This is a genomic window from Lysobacter sp. BMK333-48F3 (assembly GCF_019733395.1).
Classification (GTDB): Bacteria; Pseudomonadota; Gammaproteobacteria; order Xanthomonadales; family Xanthomonadaceae; genus Lysobacter.
Genome location: NZ_JAIHOO010000001.1, coordinates 4,918,188 through 4,940,873, shown reverse-complemented (window position 1 = coordinate 4,940,873; position 22,686 = coordinate 4,918,188). Strand labels below are relative to the sequence as shown.

At 70.4% G+C, this 22,686-nt stretch carries 18 protein-coding genes; 4 read left to right on the top strand and 14 right to left on the bottom strand.

Going from position 1 to position 22,686, the window contains the following annotated elements; all coding sequences use genetic code 11:
- Nucleotides 1-99 precede the first annotated feature (99 nt).
- From K4L06_RS21225 to K4L06_RS21215, 3 genes are all read left to right on the top strand, one after another.
- A complete protein-coding gene (locus K4L06_RS21225; protein WP_221673267.1) occupies nt 100-1,587 on the top strand; it encodes a DUF1800 domain-containing protein in 1,488 nt (495 codons plus the stop codon).
- Nucleotide 1,588: 1 nt separating this feature from the next.
- A complete protein-coding gene (locus K4L06_RS21220; protein ID WP_221673266.1) occupies nt 1,589-2,740 on the top strand; it encodes a DUF1501 domain-containing protein in 1,152 nt (383 codons plus the stop codon).
- Between the two features lie 238 nt (nt 2,741-2,978).
- Complete coding sequence (locus tag K4L06_RS21215; RefSeq protein WP_255595397.1) at nt 2,979-3,326, top strand: DUF4870 domain-containing protein; 348 nt, start codon at nt 2,979-2,981, stop codon at nt 3,324-3,326.
- A 197-nt stretch (nt 3,327-3,523) separates the two neighbouring features.
- Here K4L06_RS21215 and ispA read toward each other — a convergent pair whose 3' ends face one another.
- From ispA to tilS, 3 genes are read right to left on the bottom strand one after another with little or no spacing between them, the layout of a single operon-like run.
- Nucleotides 3,524-4,420: a (2E,6E)-farnesyl diphosphate synthase gene (gene ispA, locus K4L06_RS21210; RefSeq protein WP_221673265.1), complete on the bottom strand. Its 897-nt coding sequence runs from the start codon at nt 4,418-4,420 to the stop codon at nt 3,524-3,526.
- Nucleotides 4,413-4,688 (bottom strand): exodeoxyribonuclease VII small subunit, encoded by a 276-nt coding sequence (locus K4L06_RS21205; protein ID WP_221673264.1) that lies wholly within the window; start codon nt 4,686-4,688, stop codon nt 4,413-4,415. The genes ispA and K4L06_RS21205 overlap by 8 nt, the downstream gene beginning before the upstream one ends.
- A gap of 57 nt (nt 4,689-4,745) precedes the next feature.
- On the bottom strand, nt 4,746-6,047 hold the full coding sequence (tilS, locus tag K4L06_RS21200) for a tRNA lysidine(34) synthetase TilS (RefSeq protein WP_221673263.1): 1,302 nt from the start codon (nt 6,045-6,047) through the stop codon (nt 4,746-4,748).
- A gap of 108 nt (nt 6,048-6,155) precedes the next feature.
- Between tilS and K4L06_RS21195 the strand changes: the two genes are divergently transcribed.
- The gene (locus K4L06_RS21195) at nt 6,156-7,217 is read left to right on the top strand and encodes an NADH:flavin oxidoreductase/NADH oxidase (protein WP_221673262.1); all 1,062 of its coding nucleotides are present in this window, start codon (nt 6,156-6,158) and stop codon (nt 7,215-7,217) included.
- Here K4L06_RS21195 and K4L06_RS21190 read toward each other — a convergent pair.
- The 11 genes from K4L06_RS21190 to bamA form a co-directional block, all read right to left on the bottom strand.
- Nucleotides 7,202-7,741: a tyrosine-protein phosphatase gene (locus K4L06_RS21190; protein ID WP_221673261.1), complete on the bottom strand. Its 540-nt coding sequence runs from the start codon at nt 7,739-7,741 to the stop codon at nt 7,202-7,204. The two genes, K4L06_RS21195 and K4L06_RS21190, sit on opposite strands and share 16 nt — an antisense overlap.
- A gap of 407 nt (nt 7,742-8,148) precedes the next feature.
- The gene (locus K4L06_RS21185; RefSeq protein ID WP_221673260.1) at nt 8,149-8,955 is read right to left on the bottom strand and encodes a transglycosylase domain-containing protein; all 807 of its coding nucleotides are present in this window, start codon (nt 8,953-8,955) and stop codon (nt 8,149-8,151) included.
- A gap of 18 nt (nt 8,956-8,973) precedes the next feature.
- The gene (locus tag K4L06_RS21180; protein WP_221673259.1) at nt 8,974-9,933 is read right to left on the bottom strand and encodes an acetyl-CoA carboxylase carboxyltransferase subunit alpha; all 960 of its coding nucleotides are present in this window, start codon (nt 9,931-9,933) and stop codon (nt 8,974-8,976) included.
- A 223-nt stretch (nt 9,934-10,156) separates the two neighbouring features.
- Entirely contained in the window at nt 10,157-13,681 is a 3,525-nt protein-coding gene (gene dnaE / locus K4L06_RS21175; protein WP_221673258.1) for a DNA polymerase III subunit alpha, read from the bottom strand.
- 313 nt (nt 13,682-13,994) lie between these two features.
- Nucleotides 13,995-14,624, bottom strand: a complete 630-nt coding sequence (locus K4L06_RS21170) for a hypothetical protein (protein ID WP_221673257.1) — start codon at nt 14,622-14,624, stop codon at nt 13,995-13,997.
- Between the two features lie 850 nt (nt 14,625-15,474).
- Nucleotides 15,475-16,095, bottom strand: coding sequence for a ribonuclease HII (gene rnhB, locus K4L06_RS21165; RefSeq protein ID WP_255595396.1), 621 nt, complete (start codon nt 16,093-16,095; stop codon nt 15,475-15,477).
- A 162-nt stretch (nt 16,096-16,257) separates the two neighbouring features.
- Nucleotides 16,258-17,487 carry a lipid-A-disaccharide synthase gene (gene lpxB, locus K4L06_RS21160; RefSeq protein WP_221673256.1) on the bottom strand — a complete coding sequence of 410 codons (1,230 nt, stop codon included), beginning with the start codon at nt 17,485-17,487 and terminating at the stop codon, nt 16,258-16,260.
- Between the two features lie 285 nt (nt 17,488-17,772).
- Complete coding sequence (lpxA, locus tag K4L06_RS21155; RefSeq protein ID WP_221673255.1) at nt 17,773-18,555, bottom strand: acyl-ACP--UDP-N-acetylglucosamine O-acyltransferase; 783 nt, start codon at nt 18,553-18,555, stop codon at nt 17,773-17,775.
- Between the two features lie 4 nt (nt 18,556-18,559).
- Entirely contained in the window at nt 18,560-19,015 is a 456-nt protein-coding gene (gene fabZ, locus K4L06_RS21150; protein WP_221673254.1) for a 3-hydroxyacyl-ACP dehydratase FabZ, read from the bottom strand.
- A gap of 152 nt (nt 19,016-19,167) precedes the next feature.
- Complete coding sequence (lpxD, locus tag K4L06_RS21145; RefSeq protein ID WP_221673253.1) at nt 19,168-20,187, bottom strand: UDP-3-O-(3-hydroxymyristoyl)glucosamine N-acyltransferase; 1,020 nt, start codon at nt 20,185-20,187, stop codon at nt 19,168-19,170.
- Nucleotides 20,188-20,215: 28 nt separating this feature from the next.
- Nucleotides 20,216-22,684, bottom strand: a complete 2,469-nt coding sequence (gene bamA / locus K4L06_RS21140; protein ID WP_221673252.1) for an outer membrane protein assembly factor BamA — start codon at nt 22,682-22,684, stop codon at nt 20,216-20,218.
- Between the last annotated feature and the right edge of the window lie 2 nt (nt 22,685-22,686).

Sequence of the window (22,686 nt, the reverse complement as noted above, 5' to 3'; positions counted from 1 at the left end):
GCTAAGCGGTATCGCACTGCCGATCGGGCCCCGGCCCGATCCGGTCAACGTAGGCTCAGCTGGGACGTTCATCCTGGAAGTCCACTTCCGGGAGGCCGCATGAGCGCAAGCAAGGCGACGGCCGCGAATCGTTTCGGGCTCGGCGCGAGGCCGGGCGAACTCGAACGCAGCGGCGACGGGCGCGAGATCCTGCTCGCCCAACTGGCGCGCGTGCCGGCGCAGGCCGAGTTCCAGGGCCTGCCCAGCAGCGCGGCGACGATGCTGCGCGAGCACGCGCAACTGGCCGCCTCGCGCGCGGCGCGGGCGCAGCGCAAATCCACCGCAGGCGCGGCGGCGGACGCTCCGGCGATGGCCGCGGCGGCGCCCGCGATGAACGCCGAGACGAGCGACGAGAACGGCAGCGGCGGCCGTGCCGACCGGCGCTCGGCGGACATGCGCCGGGAATTGCGCGAACAGCAGCAAAGCGAATACGCAGCGCGCTTTTCCCACGCCGCGCATACCGATGCGCCGTTCGTCGAGCGGCTGGTGCAGTTCTGGTCGAACCATTTCGCGGTCTCCGCCGACAAGGGCGACACCCGCTTGTACGCCGCGTCGATGGAGCGCGAGGCGATCCGGCCGCACGTGCTCGGCCGCTTCCAGGACATGCTGCTGGCGGTGGAAACCCACCCGGCGATGCTGCGCTACCTGGACAATGCGATCTCGATCGGCAACGACTCGGTCGCCGCGCAGCGCGCCGAGCAGTTGCGCCGCGAGCGGCGCGGGCTCAACGAGAACCTGGCCCGCGAAATCCTCGAACTGCACACGCTCGGCGTCGACGGCGGCTACCGCCAGGAGGATGTGGTCGAGCTGGCGCGCGCGATCACCGGCTGGAGCGCGCTCAATTCCAACGAGGCCCAGGACTACGGCGATCGCGCGCCCGACAGCGGTTTCGTGTTCCGCGCCCGCACCCACGAGCCCGGCGCGCGGCGGGTGCTCGGCCGCGACTATGCCGAAGGCGGGGTCGAGCAGGGCCGCGCGGTGTTGGCCGACCTGGCCCGCCATCCCTCCACCGCGCGCCATCTGAGTTTCAAGCTGGCGCGCCATTTCGTCGCCGACCAACCGCCCAAGCCGCTGGTCGAGCGCATGGCCCAGGCCTATCTGAGAGCGGACGGCGACCTGCGCGCGATGTACCGGGCGCTGGTCGAGAGCGACGCGGCCTGGAGCGCCGACGCGCGCAAGTTCAAGACCCCGAACGACTTCGTGATTTCCGCGCTGCGCGCCGGCGAACTGGCGGTCGACTCGCGCGCCCTGACCGGCTTGCTTGCGCGCCTGGGCCAGCCGGTGTTCACTCCGCGCTCGCCGGCCGGCTTCGCCGACACCGCGGCCGACTGGAGCAGTCCGGACGGCTTGTGGAAGCGCATCCAGGCCGCGCAGATGCTGGCCGCGCGCATCGACAGCCGCGGCGCCGCGCCGTATCCGCGCGCGCTGGCGGTGCTGGGCGAGCGCGCGGTGCAGGGCGATTTCGCGATCGGCCTGCGCCGCGCCGGCTCGGCCAGCGAAGGCCATGCGTTGCTGTTCGCCGGTCCCGCGTTCCAGTGGAGGGTATGAGATGGATCCGCAACGTCGAGGTCTGCTCGCCGCGTTCGGCGCGAGCGCGCTGCTGACCCTGTTCCCGGCCGCGGCCGGCGCCGCCGCGCGCGCCGGTTCGGCCGCCGATACGCGCCTGCTGGTGGTGTTGCTGCGCGGCGGCCTGGACGGCCTGCACTGGCTGCCGCCGTACGCCGATCCGGTCTATGCGCGCCTGCGCGCCGCCGCCGCGGTGGAGGAGCCGATCCGTATCGACGGCCTGTTCGGCCTGCATCCGGCGATGACCGAAACCGCGGCCCTGTACCGCGCCGGGCAGGCTTTGCCGGTGGTCGCGGTCGCGCCGCCGTATCGCGAACGCTCGCATTTCGACGCCCAGGACTGCCTGGAGAACGGCACCGCGCGCCCGGGCGGCGCGCGCGACGGTTGGCTGGGCCGCTGCGTGAGCGCGTTGCCGGCCGGCCAGTCCGCGCTCGCGGTCGCCGCGGTGATGCCGCTGGCGTTGCGCGGCAGCGAGCGCGCGAGCAACTGGTGGCCGCCGTTGCCGAAGGCGGTCGATCCGCAACTGTTGCAGACGCTGGGACCGCTGTACGCCGCCGATCCGCGCCTGGGCGAGACCTTCGAGCGCTCGGCCCAGGTCGTCGCGCAGACGCGCGCGGGGACGGGCGCGTTCGCCCTGGCCGAGGCGATGCGCGTCGCCGGCGAGCGCATGGGCGCCGACGGCGGGCCGCGGATCGGCTTCGTCGAGGACAGCGGCTGGGACAGTCATCGCAACCAGGCGCAGCAGCTGGCGCGCAAGCTGGCCGAGCTCGATCGCGGCCTGGCCGCCGCGCGCGAGGGTTTCGGCGCGACCTGGTCGCGCAGCGTGATCGCGGTGGTGACCGAGTTCGGCCGCACCGCCCAGGTCAACGGCACCGGCGGCACCGATCACGGCACCGGCGCGATGGCCTTGCTGTGCGGCGGTGCGGTGCGCGGCGGACGCATCGCCGGCGACTGGCCCGGCCTGGGCCCGAACCAGCTCAACGAAGGCCGCGACCTGCGCGCCACCACCGACCTGCGCGCGCTGTTCAAGGCGCTGGCCGGCGAGCACCTGGGAGTGCCCGAACGGGTGCTGGAAACCGGCCTGTTTCCCGACAGCCGCGCGATCGCGCCGCTGTCGGGCTGGCGTGCGACCTGAGTCGCAACGCGTCCGTGCGCGCGGCCCGCTGCGGGCCCGATGGCCGGATCGCAGGCCGCGCTACGTTGCACGGCGCGGCCGCTGCCGCAAGCGGTCGCGTGCTTATTCTGTGACGCGGAAAGGTTTATGATGCCGGCGAGGGCGACAATGTCCGCCGTGGGCCTTGTCGTCGACCGTCAAGACGGCCACCAAAAGCACGGCCACCAAACACGACCATCAAACACGTAGGGGAAGCGTAATGAACGAAATCAGTCAGGACGAGAAGACTTGGGGCATGCTGGCTCATCTGAGCACGTTGGTCGGTTTGATCGTTCCCTTCGGCTCTGTCCTCGGCCCGCTGGTGGTCTGGCTGATCAAGAAGGACACCATGCCTTTCGCTGCCGAACAGGGCAAGGAAGCGCTGAACTTCAACATCACCGTGCTGATCGCCTTCATCGTCAGCGCGATCCTGACCATCGTCCTGATCGGCTTCCTGCTGATGCTGGTCGTCGGCCTGGCCTGGCTGGTCCTGACCATCCTCGCCGCGCTGTCCGCCAACAAGGGCGAGGCCTACCGCTATCCGATGACGCTGCGCCTGGTCAACTGATCGCGCGCGACATCGTTGCGAGACACGACGAAGGCGGACTACGGTCCGCCTTCGTTTTTTTTGCGCAACCGCTTTGCGCCGGCGCGTCCGCGCCGGTCCGTTCGCGCAGGCGCACGCTGCCCGACGATGCGGGCGGCCCATGCCGATCGAGTCGAAGCGGGTCGGAAGCGATCGCCGCGAGCGCGGCGCCGCATGGCTCAGCGGTCGCGTTCGATCGCCAGGCGGCCGAGCGCGCGCAAGGCCTGCGCAGGCGCGCCGAACGGCGCCAAAGCCTGCTCCATGACCGCCGCCAGCTCGTCCAGGCGCGCGCGCGAAGCGTCCAGGCCGATCAGGGCCGGGAAGGTGGACTTGTCCTGCGCCGCGTCCTTGCCGGCGGTCTTGCCCAGGGTCTGGCTGTCGCCTTCGACGTCGAGGATGTCGTCGCGAACCTGGAACGCCAGGCCGAGCGCATGCGCGTAACGGTCCAGCGCCGCCAAGGCGTCGGCGTCGGCGCCGCCGCACAGCGCGCCCATCCGCACCGCGGCGCGGATCAGCGCGCCGGTCTTGAGCGCATGCAGGCGCTCCAGCGCGGCCAGGCTCAGGCGTTCGCCGCGGCCGGTGGCGTCGATGTCCAACGCCTGGCCGCCGCACATGCCGGCGACCCCGGCGGCCTCGGCCAGGGTGCGCATCAGCGCCACCCGCACGTCGGCCGCGGCCGGCGCATCGGCGAGCACGGCGAAGGCCAGCGACTGCAACGCGTCGCCGGCGAGGATCGCGGTGGCCTCGTCGAAGGCCACGTGCACGGTCGGCTGGCCGCGGCGCAGGGCGTCGTCGTCCATCGCCGGCAGGTCGTCGTGGACCAGCGAATAGGCGTGGATCAGCTCGACCGCGCAGGCCGGCGCGTCCAGGGTTTCCGGCGCGGCGTCGAACAGCGCGCCGGAGGCGTAAACCAGTAAAGGACGCATGCGCTTGCCGCCGAGCAGCACGGCGTGGCGCATCGCCTGGTGCAGGCGCTGCGGCTCGGCGTCGGGCGCCGGCAGGGCGCGGGTCAAGGCGGCGTCGGCCCGCCCGCGCCAAGCGCTCAGGCGGTCCTCGCCCAGGCGGGCATCAGGCATCGATATCGCTGCCCGGCGGGCCGGCGTTGCCGAACGGTTCGGCGCTGGCCGGATCCTGCGGGTCGCTGAGCAGGCGCACGCGCAGTTCCGCCTGTTCCAGCGCGGTCTGGCAACGCCGGTACAGGCCGACGCCGCGTTCGTAGGCGGCGAGCGATTCTTCCAGGCTCATTTCGCCGTGTTCCATCTTCTCGACCAGTTGCTCGAGCGCGTCGAGCGACTGTTCGAAATCGGCCACCGGCGAGGCTTCGTTGGCGGGTTTGCGAGGCATGGGAGAAGTGTGCGGCCGCTCCCGGGCCGGGTCAATGCGGCGCAGGCGCGCGCTGCGTCAGGGGCGCCAGACCAGGCGCGCGCCGCATTCGCGCAGCCAGGCGTCCAGGCGCGCCGAATACAGCAGATCGCCGGCCGCGAGCAGCTCGCCGCCGGCGTCGCTGAGCAGCGGCAGCCGGCGCCGTTCCCAGGGCGGTACGCCGAGGTCCTGCAGCGCCTGCTTGAGCGCGTGGCCGTGGTCGCGGCCGGGCAGGACGATGCGCTCGCCGCCGCGCCGCGCATGCGCGCGCAGCGGCGCCGGGAAGGCCTCGGCGCCGAGCAGGCGCCATTGCCCGCCGTCGGGCAGGGTCAGGGCGGCGCGGCCGTCCCACTCGGCGCTCCAGTCGGCCGGCAGGGCCGGGCGTTGCGGCTGCGCATGCAGCAGGTCGCGCCAGGCCCGCACCACCGCGCCGTGCCAGGCGAACTCGGCTTCGGCGTCGGCGCGCGCGTCGAGCAATTCGTCCTCGATCCGGGCCACGCCCGCGGCCGGCAGCGGCGGCAGGCCGAGTTCGGCGATCCAGCGCCGCAGCACCCGCGCGCGCCGCGCCGGCGTCAACCCGCGCAGCGCGCTGCGCGACAGCGCCTGTGGGTCCAGGCTGCGCGCCGCGGCCAGCGCCAGCGCGTCGTCCTGTTCGAGCAGTTGCGCCGCTTCGTCCTGCAGCCGCGCCGACAAGGCGAACGCGGCATCGGCCTGCGGCCAGCGTTCGCGCAGCAGCGGCAGCACGCGCAGGCGGAGGAAGTTGCGGTCGAAAGCCGGGTCGGCATTGCTGGGGTCGTCGATCCATTCCAGCCCCTGGGCCTGCGCATAGGCCTGCAGTTGCGCGCGCGACAGCGCCAGCAAGGGCCGCCACAGCCTGCCGCGGCCGCAGTCGCGCTGCTCGCGCATCGCCGCCAGCCCGTCCGGGCCGGAGCCGCGCAGCAGGCGCAGCAACAGGGTTTCGGCCTGGTCGTCGCGGTGGTGGGCCAGGACCAGGGTCTCGCCCGCGCCCAGGCCGGCGGCGAAGGCGGCATGACGCGCGCGCCGCGCCGCGGCCTCCGGCCCGTCGCCGCGTCCGGCTTCAACCGATACCCGCGAAACGGTCAGTTCCAGGCCGAGTCCGGCGCAGATCCGCGCGCAATGCGCGGTCCAGGCGTCGGCTTGCGGATGCAGGCCGTGGTGCACGTGCCAGGCGCGCAGGCCCTGCGCGCGCGCCTGCGCCGAGGCCGCCAGGGCGTGCAGCAGCGCGCTGGAATCCAGGCCGCCGCTGTAGGCCACGCACAGCGGCGTCGGCGGCAGCTCGCGCAGGGCGGAAACGATCGCATCGGCGCGGGGGAGGGGCATCGGTTCATGGTGCCACGGCGGCGGGATGCAGCAACCCATCGATGATGCTGCGCCGGCGCGCCGGGATCGCTACCGTTTTTACCCATAATCCCCTCTAGGAATCGTGCCGTGTCCCGGCTTTTCGCTCCGCTCGCGCAACGGTCGCTGACCTTGCGCAACCGCCTGGTGGTCTCGCCCATGTGCCAGTACTCGGCCGTCGACGGGCTGCCGAACAACTGGCATCTGGTCCATCTCGGCAGCCGCGCGGTCGGCGGCGCCGGGCTGATCCTCAGCGAAGCCAGCGCGGTATCGGCGGAAGGACGCATTTCGCCGGCCGATACCGGCCTGTGGAACACCGCCCAGGCCGAGGCCTGGCACCGGATCAACTGCTTCCTGCGTTCGCGCGGCACCGCGGTCGGCGCCCAGCTCGGCCATGCCGGGCGCAAGGCCAGCGTCGAAGCGCCCTGGCTGGGCGGCAAGCCGGTCGCGCCGGCCGACGGCGGCTGGCTGCCGGTGGCGCCGTCGGCGCTGCCGTTCCGCAGCGAGTCGCCGGTGCCGCGCGCGCTGTCGCCGATCGAGATCCGCACCGTGGTCGACGATTTCGCCGCCGCCGCGCAGCGCGCGCTCGACGCTTGCTTCCAACTGGTCGAGATCCACGCCGCGCACGGCTATCTGCTGCACCAGTTCCTGTCGCCGCTGTCGAACCGGCGCGACGACCGCTACGGCGGCGGCTACGACAACCGCACCCGCCTGCTGCGCGAAGTGCTGGCCGCCGTCCGAGAAGTCTGGCCGGAGCGGCTGCCGCTGTGGCTGCGCATCTCCGCCACCGACTGGGCCGACGGCGGCTGGGACATCGAGCAGAGCGTCGCCCTGGCGCGCGAGGTGAAGGACTTGGGCGTCGACCTGATCGACGTGTCCAGCGGCGGCCTGGTGCCGAACGCGCGCATTCCGGTCGAACCCGGATACCAGGTGCCGTTCGCCGCGCGCATCCGCCGCGAAGCCGGCATCGCCACCGGCGCGGTCGGCCTGATCACCGAAGCCGCGCAGGCCGAGCGCATCGTCGCCGACGGCGAGGCCGACGCGGTGCTGCTGGCGCGCGAGTTGCTGCGCGACCCGTATTTCCCGCAGCGCGCCGCGCGCGAGCTGGGCGCGAGTCTGCAGGTGCCGGAGCAGTATCAGCGCGCCTGGTGAACATCGGCGCGAGGCTCGGCCGACCCGCTCAAGGAGCGGTGCGCCGCATAGTCGCGCACCCACTGCGCTTGTTGCTCGGTGTCCGGTACTTGAACCCGCCGCGCAGCGCCGAGCATCGCAAACGCCGCATCGCCGGTGATGCCGAATTCCTGCAGTACGCAGGCTGCGATCAATCCGCTGCGGCCGATGCCGGCGCGGCAGTGGACGACGACGGCCAGCCCCGAGCGCAGGTCGTCGGCAAGCGCGCCGCAGAAACGCCGCGTCGCCCGCAGGCAGGGCGGAACCTGGCGGTCTGCGATCGGAAACGAAAGGTAGCGCATGCCCGAAACCCGGCAAGCCTGTTCCTGGCCGTGCAGGCCAAGTTCGCGAATCTCCTGCGGCTCGAGCAGCGACGCCACGACATCGACGCCTGTCCGGGCCCAGGCCCGCATCTCGTCGTCTAGCCAGTCGCCGGCGCGCGGTCTCGGTGCCAGAGCCAGGCGCAAGGAAGTCGAGGCGGGTAGCCAATAGAGTTCTGCAATCATCGGGAAGTCTGTAGTGAGTGGTGTGAAAGACTCTCGCCGCCGCACACGGGTCGGCGGTGGAAGGGGGGGCGATGCCATCGATGCGAGGTCGCCTGCGCATGCGGCTGCAGGCGGCAACGGTCGTAATGGGGCCTGCCCCACCGGCGGCAGCGTCCGAACGGATTCCGGAGCGGAACTCGCAGAGGCGCGGCTGCGAGGCCGATCCGGTCGTGCAGCGCCGTGAGCGAATCAGGGGCGAAGCCGCGACTGGCGTAACGCTATCAGCGGGCTTGGAACTCAGGCGTGGGCGATGGTCCCGGTGCCGGCGCATCGGATTGGCGGCAGGCGCACGAGCCGAGTTTCAGGCCGGCAGGAGCGGCAAGGTAGATAACCTGCGCCGGATTCGTTTCACCGGCTGCGACTTCCGTCTAAGTCGTCGATGGCTCGACGTTCGGTGCAACCGGCTTGGCGCGTGCCTTGCGTGAGCATCCGCCTATGCGCATGCGCGGAGGCGGGGAATGCTCGGTGGTGTTCGCCGGAACCAGGCCGACGCGGCCGAGCAGGAACGCATAGCGCTGCTGGAACCGCTCGGGATTGCAAGCCGGATCGAAGTAGTACGGACCGCGCGGCAGCACCAGCAGGGCGAGCTGTTCGGCGGCCGTCAGTCGTTCGACCGGCAGGCCGTAGTAGTGCGACGAGGCGGCTTCGATGCCGTGGATGGGTCGATGGGCTGCGTCCTGGCCGAAGTAGCTGCGATCGAGCAGGTAGTCGATCAACTGCTCGCCGCTGCGCTCGCGGCTGAGCAGGATCTGCAGCGAGAATTCGGTCTGGTGCCGGCGCAAATTCGGGCCCGGCGCGGGTTCGAGTTCGGCCAGCATTACGCGGGCGGACTGGCTGAGGACCTGCCAGGCCGCGGACGGTCTCGGCGGTCGCGCTTGGCTGCTTGCCGCAATCCGTAACAGCTCGCTCGCCAGGCGCGGCGAACTCGATCGCGGCAGGCGGATCTCGCCTTGGCCGTCGTGCGCTCGCCAGTACAAGCGGCGCAACTCGGTTGGATACGTGCGCCGCGCTTGCGGCAACTCGGCCGGGATATCGGCCAGGCCCTGCCAGTACAGGCCATAGCAAAACGCGACCGCCAGGCAGAACAGCGCCACCGGCAGCGCCGCCAGATAGCCGAACGCCCGCAGCGGCCAGCGCCGGGCGTCGTTGCGGGGTGGGGCGGTCCGGACGTCCATGTCCGCGTTGTCGTCGCGTTACGCGGCTTCGTAAGCGCCGTAGCTGCGCAAGCGCTCGTAACGGCGCTGCAGCAACTGCTCGGTCGGCACGCCTTCCAGCGCGTCGAGTTCGTTGAGCAGCACCGCCTTCAGGCGGGTGGCCATCTGCTTGGGATTACGGTGCGCGCCGCCGATCGGCTCGCGCACGATCTTGTCGACCAGGCCCAGGTCGTGCAGGCGCTTGGCGGTCAGGCCGAGCTGTTCGGCCGCGTCCTTGGCCTTCTCGGCGGTCTTCCATAGGATCGATGCGCAGCCTTCCGGAGTGATCACCGAATAGGTGCTGTATTCGAGCATCAAGGTGCGGTCGCCGACGCCGATCGCCAGCGCGCCGCCGGAGCCGCCTTCGCCGATCACGGTGCAGATCACCGGTGTCTTGAGCTCGGCCATCTCCATCAGATTGCGCGCGATCGCCTCGGACTGGCCGCGTTCTTCGGCGTCGATGCCCGGCCAGGCGCCGGCGGTGTCGATGAAGGTCAGCAGCGGCAGGCGGAAACGCTCGGCCAGCTTCATCAGCCGCAGCGCCTTGCGGTAGCCCTCCGGACGCGGCATGCCGAAATTGCGCTTGATCTTGCTCTTGGTGTCGCGGCCCTTCTGATGGCCGATCACCACCACGCTGCGGCCGGCGATGCGGGCCAGGCCGCCGACGATGGCCTTGTCGTCGGCGAAGGCGCGGTCGCCGGCCAGTTCCTGGAACTCGTCGCACATCACCCGCAGGTAATCCAGGGTGTAGGGGCGGGCGGGGTGGCGGGCGAGCTGGGAGATCTGCCAGGACGAGAGGTCGCGGAAGATCTGCGCCGTGCGCAGGCGCAGCTTGTCCTGCAGGGCGTGGATTTCGGCATCGATGTCGACGGCCGGGCCGCTGCTGGCGTGGCGCAGTTCCTGGATTTTGGCTTCCAGGTCGGCGATGGGCTGCTCGAAGTCGAGGTAGTTCGGATTCATTCGGGGGCCGTGGGCCTAGGTCGAGGCACAGTCTAGCCTAGGGGGGCGGACCGTACCGAGGGGCATGGGGCGCGGCGGGAAGCGCGTCAAGAGGAACGGGGCATCGGTGGCACTTCGCAGGCGTGAGGAGCGCCACGGTTCCGGGCTAAGCAACCCGTGCAGAGGAACGAGAAACCCGGGACGGCGCCCGGTCCGCTCGTTCCTCTTTACGACCCACTGTTTCCTAGCTCTGCGCCCAGGGTTTGTTCAAGCTCAGCTTGACCGCGCGGACCCCGGGCTGGGCGCGCAGGATGCCGGTCAGCTCGGCGTCGATGCGCACCGACTGCGGGCCGTTCAGGTCGAGCATGCCGGCCGCGCCCTGGCGCAGCAGGTCGAGCCGGATCGGGGTGTTGCCGGGGCGCTGCTTGGCCAGCAAGGCGTCGACCCGCTGCCAGGCGCCGGGCACGCGCAGGTCGACCCGCAGCGACAGCCGCTGGGCGTAGCGCGCGCAGACCTGGTTGTAGTCCCAGCAGCGCGCCGCGCGCAGGGCGAAGCCGCCACTGAAGGAGTCCTCGCGCAGGCCGCCCTGGATCACCAGCAGGCGGTCGCGCGCCAGCATCGAAGCGAACTCGCTATAGGTCTCGGAGAAGAACGCGCACTCCAGGCGGCCGCGGCCGTCCTCGATCTGCACGAACATCTGGCTGTCGCCCTTCTTGCGCAGGCCGACCACCTGGCCGGCGATGATGACCTCCAGCTCCGGGCGCCAGCCGCCGCGCGCGCTTTCCGGGCGGCCTTCCCAGATCTTCTCCAACTCGCCCAGGTCGTTGCCGACCAAGCCGCGCAGTTCCTCGCGGTAAGGATCGAAGGGGTGGCCGCTGAGGTAATGGCCGAGGGTCTCGCGCTCGCCGTGCAGGATCTGCGCCAGCGGCCACTCCTCGGTTTCCGACAGGTCCAGGTGCAGCGCCGGCGCCGCCGCCTCGAAGCCGCCGAACAGCGAGACCTGGCCGGCCGCGCGCTCCTTGGCCAACTGGTCGGTGGCCTTGAGCACTTCCGGCAGCTGGATCATCAGGCTCGCCCGGTTCTTGCCCAGGCCGTCGAGCGCGCCGGCATGGGTCAGCGCTTCCAGCGCGCGGCGGTTGAGCTTGCCGCTGTCGACGCGCTTGCAGAAGTCGAGCAGGTCGACGAACGGCCCGGCGCGGCGCGCCTCGACGATCGCCTCGCAGACGCCGCGGCCGACGCCCTTCACCGCGCCGATGCCGTAGCGGATGGTGTCGGCGTCGATCGCCTCGAACATGTACTCCGATTCGTTGACGTGCGGCGGCAGCACGGTGATGCCCATCACCCGCGCTTCGTCGAGGAAGTTCACCACCTTGTCGGTGTTGTCCATGTCCGACGAACAGGTCGCGGCCATGAACTCGGCGCCGTAATGGCGCTTGAGCCAGCCGGTCTGGTAGGCGACCAGGGCGTAGGCGGCCGAGTGCGACTTGTTGAAGCCGTACTCGGCGAACTTCTCCATCAAGTCGAAGATCGGGCTGGCCTGCTTGGCCGGGATGTTGCGCTCGGCGCAGCCAGCCTCGAACTTGGCCCGCTCCTTGGCCATTTCCTCAGGCTTCTTCTTGCCCATCGCGCGGCGCAGCATGTCCGCGCCGCCCAGGGTGTAGCCGGCCAGGACCTGGGCGATCTGCATCACCTGTTCCTGGTAGACGATGACGCCGTAGGTCGGCGACAGCACCGGTTCCAGCGAGTCGTGCGGGTAGGTGACCTCGGCGTTGCCGTGCTTGCGGTCGACCCAGTCCTTGTCCATCCCCGAGCCCAGCGGGCCGGGACGGAACAGCGCGGCGAGGGCGATGATGTCTTCGAAGGTGTCGGGCTTGGCGCGCTTGAGCAGCTCGCGCATGCCGCGCGATTCGAACTGGAATACCGCGACCGTGTCGCCGCGGGCGAACAGCTCGTAGGTTTCCTTGTCGGTCAGCTCCAGGGCGTTGACGTCGAGCGGCTCCTTGCCTTCCTTGGCGCGGCGCTTGTTGATCGCGCGCACCGCCCAATCGATGATCGTCAGCGTGCGCAGGCCGAGGAAGTCGAACTTGACCAGGCCGACCGCTTCGACGTCGTCCTTGTCGAACTGGGTCACCGGGCTCTTGCCGCGGCCCTCGCCGTCGTGTTCGGCGAACAGCGGGCAGAAGTCCGACAGCGGGCTGGGCGCGATCACCACGCCGCCGGCGTGCTTGCCGGCGTTGCGGGTCAGGTCTTCCAGGCTGCGCGCCAGATCCATCAGGTCGCGCACGTCGTCTTCGTTGCGATAGCGCTGGATCAGGTCGGCCGAGGCCAGTTCGGGATTCTTGCGCGCCGCCTCGGACTCGCCCAGGGCGTCGTCGAGCGAGATCCCCAGGGTGTTCGGGATCAGCTTGGCGATGCCGTCGACGAAGCCGTAGGGATGGCCGAGCACGCGGCCGGCGTCGCGCACCACCGCCTTCGCCGCCATGGTGCCGTAGGTGATGATCTGCGAGACGCGGTCGCGGCCGTACTTGCGGGCGACGTAGTCGATGACCTCGTCGCGCCGGTCCATGCAGAAGTCGATGTCGAAGTCGGGCATCGACACGCGTTCGGGATTGAGGAAGCGCTCGAACAGCAGGTCGTAGGGCAGCGGATCCAGGTCGGTGATGCCCAGCGCCCAGGCGACCAGCGAGCCGGCGCCCGAACCGCGGCCCGGGCCGACCGGAATCTCGTGGTCCTTGGCCCAGTTGATGAAGTCGGCGACGATCAGGAAGTAGCCGGGGAAGCCCATCTTGATGATGACGTCCAGCTCGACTTCCAGGCGTTCGTCGTACTCCTCGCGGGTCTTGCCCGGGGCGAGCGGATTCTTCTCCAGGCGCTTGGCCAGGCCCTCGCGCGATTGCGAGCGCAGCCAGGATTCGATGGTGTGGTCGCTGGGCACCGGGAACGCCGGCAGGGCGTATTCGCCGAGCTTGAGTTCGACGTTGCAGCGCGTCGCCAGGGCCAGCGCGTTGTCGATCGCGTCGGGCACGTCGGCGAACAGCTCGGCCATTTCCTCGCTGGACTTGAGGTATTGCTCCTCGCTGTAGTCGCGCGGCCGCTTGGGGTCGTCGAGCACGCGGCCGGAGGCGATGCACACCCGCGCCTCGTGCGCGTCGAAACCGTCGGCGTCGAGGAAGCGCGCGTCGTTGCTGGCCACCACCGGCAGGCCGCGCTTGCCGGCGGCGTGCAGGGCGAAGGCGTTGAAGGCTTCCTCGCCGTCGCGGCGGGTGCGGGTCAGTTCCAGGTGCAGGCGATCGCCGAATACGCCCTGCCAGTCGACCAGCCAGGCGTGGGCCAGCTCGTGGCGATTGGTCGCGGCCAGGCGCCCGGCCAGGCTGTGCCGGCCGGCCATGGCGAACAGGCCGTCGTTGTCCTCGCGCAGCCATTCCGGACGCAGCACCACGCCTTCGGTGCGGTGGCCTTCCATCCAGGCCCGGGTCAGCAGGCGCGACAGGGTCAGGTAGCCGCCGCGGTCGCGGCACAGCAGGGTCAGGCGCGAGGCGGCCTCGTTGCCGTCGGCCAGGTGCACGTCGGCGCCGATGATCGGCTTGATCCCGGCGCCTTCGCAGGTCTTGTAGAACTTGACCGCGGCGAACAGGTTGTCGAGATCGGTCAGGGCGACCGCGGGCTGGCCGTGAGCGACGCAGCGCTTGACCAGATCGCCGATGCGGATCGTCGAGTCGGCGAGCGAGTACTCGCTGTGCAAGTGAAGATGAACGAATGGAGCGGACATGCGTACCGGTTCTGCGGCCGTGCCGTGATGATGCCAAGCCGGGGGACGGCAGCGGTTGCGTGCCGGATTGCAGGGTATCAGCCCGGCGGCTCGGGACAAGCCTTGACAGGGCTGGAAACCGGCCGCGACGGCGCACTGCGTGGAATCTCACCACGCGGCGAAAACTTTCCCGGCGAGGTCCTCGGCGGCGCGCGCTCGTGCGGCGCGCGGACCGGTGCGCGCGGGCGCCCGCGGCGTCGGACGCCCGGGCCTTCGGCGGCGCCGAAGGCGGGTGGCGGCGGCCGCCGCAACAGCCGGGCGGCCGCGGGTCGGGTCAGGCGATCCGGAACACCGGCTCGGGGGTGCGGCCGTTGGCGTAGTGGCTGTCGTTGACCCGGGCGTTGTGCTGCAACAGGGCCAGTTCGGCCTGGCGGTCGCGCATCCAGGCCGCGCGCTGTTCGGCGGGTTCGCCGTGCGGGTGCTCAAGCCGGCGATAGGCGCAGAAGTCGCGGAAGTCGTCGGCTTCGGCGGCGAAGGTCGGCCAGGCCAGTTCCAGCAGCAGCACGTCGTCGAGCAGGCCCAGCAGCGGGGTCGGATCCGGGATCAGGTCGTCGTTGCGGTCGATGTAGGCGAACAGCTTGTCCAGGCGTACCCGCAGGGCCGGATCGCAGTCCCAGGCCGGGTCGTCGACCATCGCGTGCAGCTCCTGCAGCCGCTGCATGCGGTCGTCGATGACGCGGCGGGCTTCGCTGGCCGGCAACGCGGCCAGCCAGCCGGCCAGGCGCTGCAGCCGCGCCGCGTCGACCCGGGCGGCATCGGGTTGCAGTTCGTGGACCAGGGCGTCGAATTCGGCGATCGCGGCGGGCCGGATCGCCAGGGCGGGTTGGTAGGCCGGCGGCACCGGCGGGGCGACGGCGTCGCGTTCGAACGGCAGCGGCTCGGCGGTCGGGGTGGGGTGAGGCATGCGCATGGGAACACCTCGCGTCCGGCCTACGGGGGAGGCGGCGGCGCGCGTCGCGGGCCGGCGGCGACGCGAACCTGCAGGGTCTGCAGGGGGTGACTCTGCGCCTGTCGGCAGTGTGGGCGCGCCGGTATGAAGTCGCTGTGACCGATGGCAGGGAGCGCGCATTCAGCCGATCGGCGGTAGCGCCCGCACTTGCGCGCCCTCTCTGACGACCGGTGTCGCCGGTTCCCTGTAGGAGCGGCGCAAGCCGCGACCGCGCTGTGTCGGTCTCGCCGCGTCTGTCGTTCGAAGGCTTCAAATGCGAAGCTTCCGCCCGCAAGCGGGCGGAAGCTTCGCATTTGAAGCCTTCGAACGACAGACGCGGCGAGACCGACACAGCGCGGTCGCGGCTCACGCCGCTCCTACAGGGCGCCAAAAGAAAGTTACCCGCCCGCAAGCGGGCGGGTAACTTTCTTTTGGCGCCCTGTAGGAGCGGCGTGAGCCGCGACCGCGCTGTGTCGGTCTCGCCGCGTCTGTCGTTCGAAGGCTTCAAATGCGAAGCTTCCGCCCGCAAGCGGGCGGGTAACTTTCTTTTGGCGCCCCAAAAGAAAGTCACCAAAGAAAAACGCGTCTTGCGCAAACCTCCCCTGCGAGTTCGGTGCCGGCGCGGGGATTTTTCGATAGGACATCCTTGTCCTATCGAAAAACGGCGCACATCCTGTGCGCCGCCCTTCGGGTCTACGGTCGTTCTCGCAAGTTCGTTGCTGCGCCGAGCTCTTCAAGCAAAAGCAAAAGCAACAGTGCGTATCGTTGCAGTAGCAGCGGCGCAAGCCGCGACCGCCAGCGCCGATCTCGCGCCGCGCAGACGCGCTCAGAACAAGGCCAACTGGCCTTCGGCGATGCGCACCGGGGCGAAGCTGCGGCGGTGCTGGGGGCAGGGGCCGTGGGCGTTGAGCGCGGCCAGGTGGGCGGCGGTGGAATAGCCCTTGTGCTGGTCGAAGCCGTAGTGCGGGTACTGCTCGTGCAGGCCGCGCATGATCCGGTCGCGGGCGACCTTGGCCAGGATCGAGGCGGCCATGATCGACGGCTCCAGCGCGTCGCCGCCGACCAGCGCCTGGGCGGCGCAGGGCAGGCCGGACGGCAGGCGGTTGCCGTCGACCCGGACCAGGTCGGCGCCGGGGTTCAGCGCCAGCACCGCGCGGCGCATGCCGGTCATGGTGGCGTGGAAGATGTTGATCCGGTCGATTTCCTCGACCTCGACCAATTCGATCCGCCAGGCCAGGGCGCGTTCCTGGATCAGCGGGAACAGCGCCTCGCGGCGGGCCTCGGTCAGCTTCTTGGAATCGTCCAGGCCTTCGATGCGCCGGCGCGGGTTCAGGATCACCGCGGCGACCGCCACCGGCCCGGCCAGCGGGCCGCGCCCGGCCTCGTCGACGCCGGCGATCAGGCGCGGCTTGGCGCGGGGGCGGACGGTGGCGGCGGGGGCGTTCAAGGCAGCGGGCGGGTGCAGAGGAATGAGTGGAGAGGAGCGAGCGGCGAAGAACGAGGCCGGCGCAAAGGGCAGGACATGCAAAGGGCGGGAAAACCGATCGAAGCCGGTGCGCAGGCGGGTACTCGTTCCCGGTTCCGCTGCGCCGGCCGTCGATCTCGAACGCTAGGCGTTGCTCGCCGCATTCTCGCCGATCAACTGCTCGATCGCATCGGCGGCGCGCGCCGAGGCGTCGCGCTTGAGCTCCAGGTGGATGCGCTGGAACTTCGGCAACAGCGCGGCGGCGGCTTGCGGGTCGCGCAGCCAGCGCAGGCAGGCGCCGGCCAGGTTCTCCGGCGTGCACTCGGCCTGCATCAGCTCCGGCACCAGCGCTTCGCCGGCGAGCACGTTCGGCAGGGCGTAGTGGTCGACCTTGAGCATGCCCAGACCCTTGACCAGGGCATAGGTCAGCGGCGCGACCTTGTAGGCCACCGCCATCGGCCGCTTGGCCAGCATCGCCTCCAGGGTGGCGGTGCCGGAGGCCAGCAGCACCGCGTCGCTGGCGACCATCACCGTGCGCGCGCCGCGGTCGACGATGCGCAGCGCGCGGCTCAGCCGCGCACCGTCCGGGTGCGCCTGCAGGATGCGTTCGAACGCGGCGCGCGAGGCGGCGTTGGCCATCGGCGCGACCACGCTCAGGCGCGGCTCGGCGGCTAGCATCAGCGCCGCGGCGGCGAGGAAGTCGCCGGCCAGGCGTTCGATTTCGCCGACCCGCGAGCCCGGCAGCATCGCCAGCACCGGCGCTTCTTCGTCCAGGCCCAGGTTCATCCGCGCTTCGTCGCGGTCGGGGTGGATCGGCATCTCGTCGGCGAGCGGATGGCCGACGAAGCGCGCGTCGACGCCGAACTCGGCGTAGATCGGCGGCTCCATCGGGAACAGGCACAGCACCCGGTCGGCGCTGTGGCCGATCTTCTGCGCGCGCTTGCGCCGCCAGGCCCAGACCGAGGGGCTGACGTAGTGCACGGTGCGCACGCCGCGCTGCTTGAGCCAGCGTTCGACGCCGAGATTGAAATCGGGCGCATCGATGCCGATGAACGCGTCGGGCTTCCAGTCCAGCACCCGCTGGCGCACGTCGCGGCGCAGGCGCAACAGGCGCGGCAGGTGCTTGAGCACTTCCGACAGGCCCATCACCGCCAGTTCGCCGGCGTCGAACCAGGTGTCCATCCCGGCCGCGCGCATCTGCTCGCCGCCGATGCCGACGAATTCGGCGCCCGGGTGGCGGCGCTTGAGCTCTTCGATCAGGGCGGCGCCGAGCAGGTCGCCGGAGGCCTCGCCGGCGATCAGGGCGTAGCGCGGCGGCGGAGGCGGCGGAGCGGGGAAGATCTCGTCGATCGGGGCGGTAGCGGCGGCATTCATCGGCGCTGTGACGTTCCAGTTCGTGCCGTGGGGCGCGGCGGCGAGGCGCGGCGCGCGACGGGCGTCAGCGGGGGAAACCGGACTTGCCGTCGCATTGTGCCCTGTCGTGGGGCCAACGTCGTCCCCGAGGGTCAGATCCTGCCCAGGCGGGTGATCGCGGTCGTGGGCCAAGCCGGGCGGCGATCACGCCGCGCGCCTCGGCGCGCGCGGGGCGCCGCGACGCGGAATCGGATGGGAAGCGCTGCGCAGGACGGGACGGCCGGCGCCGTCCCGCCGCGGGCGGGCTCAGCGCAGCAGCGGCCGCTCGCCGTTGCCGATGAAGTCGAGCAGGGCGCGCACGTCCGGGCTGTCGGCGGCGATGTCCTCGAGCTTGGCCCGCGCTTCTTCCAGCGAAGCGCCGGAGACGTACAAGGTGCGGTAGGCGCGCTTGATCGCGCCGATGCGTTCGGCGTCGAAGCCGCGGCGCTTGAGGCCTTCGCTGTTGATCCCGCGCGGGCGGCCGTAGCCGTCCTGGGCGACCATCAGGAACGGCGGCACGTCGCCGTTGACCAGCGCGCCCATGCCGATGAAGGCGTGCGCGCCGATCCGGCAGAACTGATGGATGCCGGAGAAGCCGCTCATGATCACCTGGTCTTCCACGGTGACGTGGCCGGCCAGGGTCGAGTTGTTGGAGAACACGCACTGGTTGCCGACCTGGCAATCGTGGGCGACGTGGGTGTAGGCCAGGAACCAGTTGCCGTTGCCGATCCGGGTCAGGCCGCCGCCGTTGCCGGTGCCGCGGTTGACGGTGACGAACTCGCGGAACACGTTGTCGTCGCCGATTTCCAGCTCGGTGCGTTCGCCGGCGAATTTCTTGTCCTGCGGATCGCCGCCGATCGCGCACTGGGCGTAGAAGCGGTTGCCGCGGCCGATCCGGGTCGGGCCGTGGACCACGCAGTGCGGGCCGAACACGGTGCCGTCGCCGACCTCGACCTGATCGCCGATGTAGCAGAACGGGCCGACCACGACGCCGTCGCCGAGGCGGGCGCCGGGTTCGACGAAGGCGGTGGGGTGGATCGTGGCGCTCATCGCGTCACTCCTTGACCTCGGCGCAGACGATGTCGGCGCAGGCGACCTGCTCGCCGTCGACGCGGGCCACGCCGGTGTAGATGGCCATGTTGCGGATGGTGCGCTTGAGCGTGACTTCCAGCTCCAGGCAGTCGCCCGGGGTGACCATGCGCGAGAACTTGGCGTTGTCGATCTTGACCAGGTAGAACAGGCGGCCGTCGGCGACGCCGCCGTGCGAGAGCTGGGTCAGGATGCCGCCGGCCTGGGCCAGCGCTTCGATCACCAGCACCCCCGGCATCACCGGGTGGCCGGGGAAGTGGCCGTTGAAGTAGGGCTCGTTGCAACTCACGTTCTTGCGGCAGAGCACGCGCTTGTGGGCTTCGAACTCGACCACGCGGTCGACCAGCAGGAACGGGTAACGGTGCGGCAGCAGCTTCTGGATCGCCGTAACGTCGAGCGGGAGTTGCAGGGTCTGGCTCATCTTCTTGGGTTCTTCCGTTATGCGCGTCCTGCGCTGGGAGTCCGCGGTCCGTCCGCGGCCCGTCGTGATCGGCTTGCGCCGCAATGCCCATTGTCCCGCAGTTTTCGCCGCGGGTGTGGCGCCGGCGTATGGTGGCGCCGGGGCAGGGCGGCTCAGCCGTCCTCGCGCGGACGCGGGTTGCGGCGGGCGATCGCGTCGAGCTGCTTGAACCGGGCGGCGTTCTTGCGCCAGCTGCGGTTGTCCATCAGCGGGGTGCCGGAGGAGTACTCGCCCGGCTCGCGGATCGAGCTGGTGACCAGGCTCATCGCGGTGATCACGACCTTGTCGCACAGCTCCAGATGGCCGAGCACGCCGGCGCCGCCGCCGATCAGGCAGTAGCGGCCGATCCGGGCGCTGCCGGCCGCGGCCGAGCAGCCGGCCATGGCGCTGTGGGCGCCGATGCGGACGTTGTGGCCGATCTGGATCTGGTTGTCCAGGCGCACGTCCTCTTCCAGCACCGTGTCCTCGATCGCGCCGCGGTCGATGGTGGTGTTGGCGCCGATCTCGCAATCGTCGCCGACCACCACGCCGCCGAGCTGGGGCACCTTGAGCCAGCGGCCGGCCTCCATCGCCAGGCCGAAGCCGTCGGCGCCGAGCACCGCGCCGGGATGGATCAGTACGCGCTGGCCGAGCCGGACCCGGGTCACCAGAGTCACCCGGGCGATCAGTTCGCTGCCGGCGCCGACCACGCAGTCCTCGCCGATCACGCAGCCGGGGCCGACGATGGCGCCGGCCTCGATGCGGCTGCGCGCGCCGATGCTGACGAAGGGGCCGATATGGGCCTGGGGCGACACGTCCGCGCTGGGATCGATCGCGGCCGAGGCGTGGATGCCGGGTTCGCGCAGCGGGCGCGGCTCGAACAGGGCCGAGATCTTGGCGAAGGCGGCGTAGGGATCGCGCGCGATCAGCGCGGTGCCGGCGTAGCCCTCGGCGTCGTCCTCGCGCATCACCACCGCACCGGCGCGGCTCGCGGCGAGCTGGGCGCGGTACTTGGGATTGGCGAGGAAGGCCAGCTGGCCGGGCTCGGCCCGGGCCAGGGTGCCGACGCCGAGCACGCGCGCGGCGCCGTCGCCGCGCAAGCCGAGCGCGAAGCGCTCGGCCAGTTCCTGCGCGGTGTAACCGTCGTTGCTCACAGCGGGGTGCCCAAAGCGCGGTCGGCGATCAGAACGTGCCGCCGAAGGTGAACTGCAGGCGTTCCAGCTCGTCGCCGCGGTCGACCTGCTGGCCTTGCGCGTTGTACTCCGGACCCTGCTTCTTGAACGGGAACGCGTAGCTGATCGAGATCGGGCCCATCGGCGAGCGCCACATCAGGGCGATACCGGCCGAGGCGCGCAGCTCGCCCGCGTCGAAGGCGTCGTAGTCCTTGTAGACGTTGCCGAAGTCCAGGAACGCGGAGATGCGCGCGGCCGGCGTGTCGAGCAGGGTCGGGAAATACATTTCCAGCGAACCGGTGGTCTTGAACGCGCCGCCCAGCGGCTGCTTGTAGGTCGCGCCGACGAAGGCGGCCTCGCGCGGGCCGAGGGTGTTGTCGGTGAAGCCGCGCACCGAGCGCACGCCGCCGGCGTAGAAGTTCTCGAAGAACGGCAGGCCGGTCGCGGTGATGGTCTTCGGCGGGTTGGGGCCGGTGCCGTCGCGGTCGACGACCCGGCTGCTGTCCTTGCCGTAGCTGTCGCCGTAGCCCAGTTCGGCGCGGGTGTTGAGCACCAGGTGGCGCGACAGCGGCCAGAACTTGGAGAAGTTGTAGTTGATCTTGTAGTACTCGACCGTCGAGCCCGGCAGGGTCGCTTCCAGCCACACCCGCTGCTGGGTGCCGGCGGTCGGGGTCAGCGCGTGGTTGAGGCTGTTGCGGCCCCAGCCGATCTGCGCGCGCCAGGCGTGGAAGGTGCGTTGGCCGAGCGCGTCGAGGTAATCGATGATGCTCGGCGGCGCGGTGTTCTCGAACGCCAGGATCTCGTTGCTGTCGATGCCGAGCAGGCCGGTCACCGAGTCGGTCTCGGTCAGCGGCACGCCGAGCACGACCTGGGCGGTGCCGTTGGTGGTCGAGTACTGGGCGGTGTTGAAGTCGGAGTAGTCGAGTTCGCGCCAGGACAGGTTGTAGCCCAGCGAGACGCCGTCGTCGGTGAAGTAGGGGTTGGTGTAGGAGAAGTCGTAGCGCGACTGGTAACGGCTGCGCTGCGCCTGCACCGACACGCGGTTGCCGCTGCCGAGGAAGTTGTTCTGCGACAGCTGGATCTGCGTGGTCAGCTTGCCCAGCTGCGAATAGCCCAGGCCGAACACGAAGCTGCCGGAGGTGGTTTCCTTGAGGTTGTAGACCACGTCGACCTGGTCGTTGGTGCCGGGCACCGGCTTGCTCTCGACGTCGACGTTCTCGAAATAGCCCAGGCCCTGCAGCCGGATCTTGGAGCGGTCGATCGCCGCCTGCGAGTACCAGGTGCCTTCGAACTGGCGCATTTCGCGGCGCAGCACTTCGTCGGCGGTACGGGTGTTGCCCTTGAACACGATCCGGCGCACGTTGACGCGCGGGCCCGGCACCACCTGCATGTTGATGCCGACGGTCTTGTTCTCGCGGTTGACGTCCGGGATCGGATTGACCTGGGCGAAGGCGTAGCCGACGTTGCCCAGGGTCGCGGTGATCGCGTCGGAGCTGATCTCGAGCAGGCGGCGCGAGAAGATCTGTTCCGGCTTGACGATGACCAGCTTCTCGATCTCTTCCTTGGGCAGGATGGTGTCGCCGGTGACCTGCACGCTGGCGACCTTGTACTGGTCGCCCTCGGTGACGCCGGCGGTCAGGAACATGTCCTGGCGGTCCGGGCTGATCGCGACCTGGGTCGAGTCGATGCTGAAGTCGACGTAGCCGCGGTCGAGGTAATAGGAGTTGAGCTTTTCCAGGTCGCCGGACAGCTTCTCGCGCGAGTACTGGTCGTCGCGGCGGTACCAGCTGAGCCAGTTGTGCTCGCGCGATTCCCAACCGTCGAGGATGTCCTTCTGCTCGAACTTGTCGTTGCCGATCAGGTTGATGTGGCGGATCTTGGCCGCCTTGCCTTCCTTGACGGTGATGGTCAGGTCGACGCGGTTGCGGTCGAGGCGGTTCACCGAGTTGGTGATCTCGACGTTGTACTTGCCGCGGTTGTTGTACTGCCGGGTCAGGTCCTGGGTGACCTTGTCCAGGGCCAGGCGGTCGAAGGTCTCGCCTTCGGCCAGGCCGATTTCCTTCAGGCCCTTGAGCAGGTCTTCGCTCTTGATGTCCTTGTTGCCGGTCAGGGTCAGCTTGTTGATCGCCGGACGCTCGGCGACGGTGACCACCAGGATGGTGCCCTGGCGGTCGAGCCGGACGTCTTCGAAGAAGCCGGTCTTGTACAGGGCGCGGATGGCGTCGCCGGCCTTGGCCGTGTCCATCGTGTCGCCGCGCTCGACCGGCAGGTAGGTGAAGACGGTGCCGGCGGAGATGCGTTGCAACCCGTCGATGCGGATGTCGCTGACCGTGAACGAACCCGGTGCCGGAGCGTTCGGCGCGCCGCCGCCCAGCGAGAACGGATCGGCGGACTGCGCCATCGCGGGAATCGCCGGCGCCGAGGTCATTGCCGTGGCAAGGGCGAGGGCGAGCAGGCGGCGATTAGGGATTCGCGTCATCA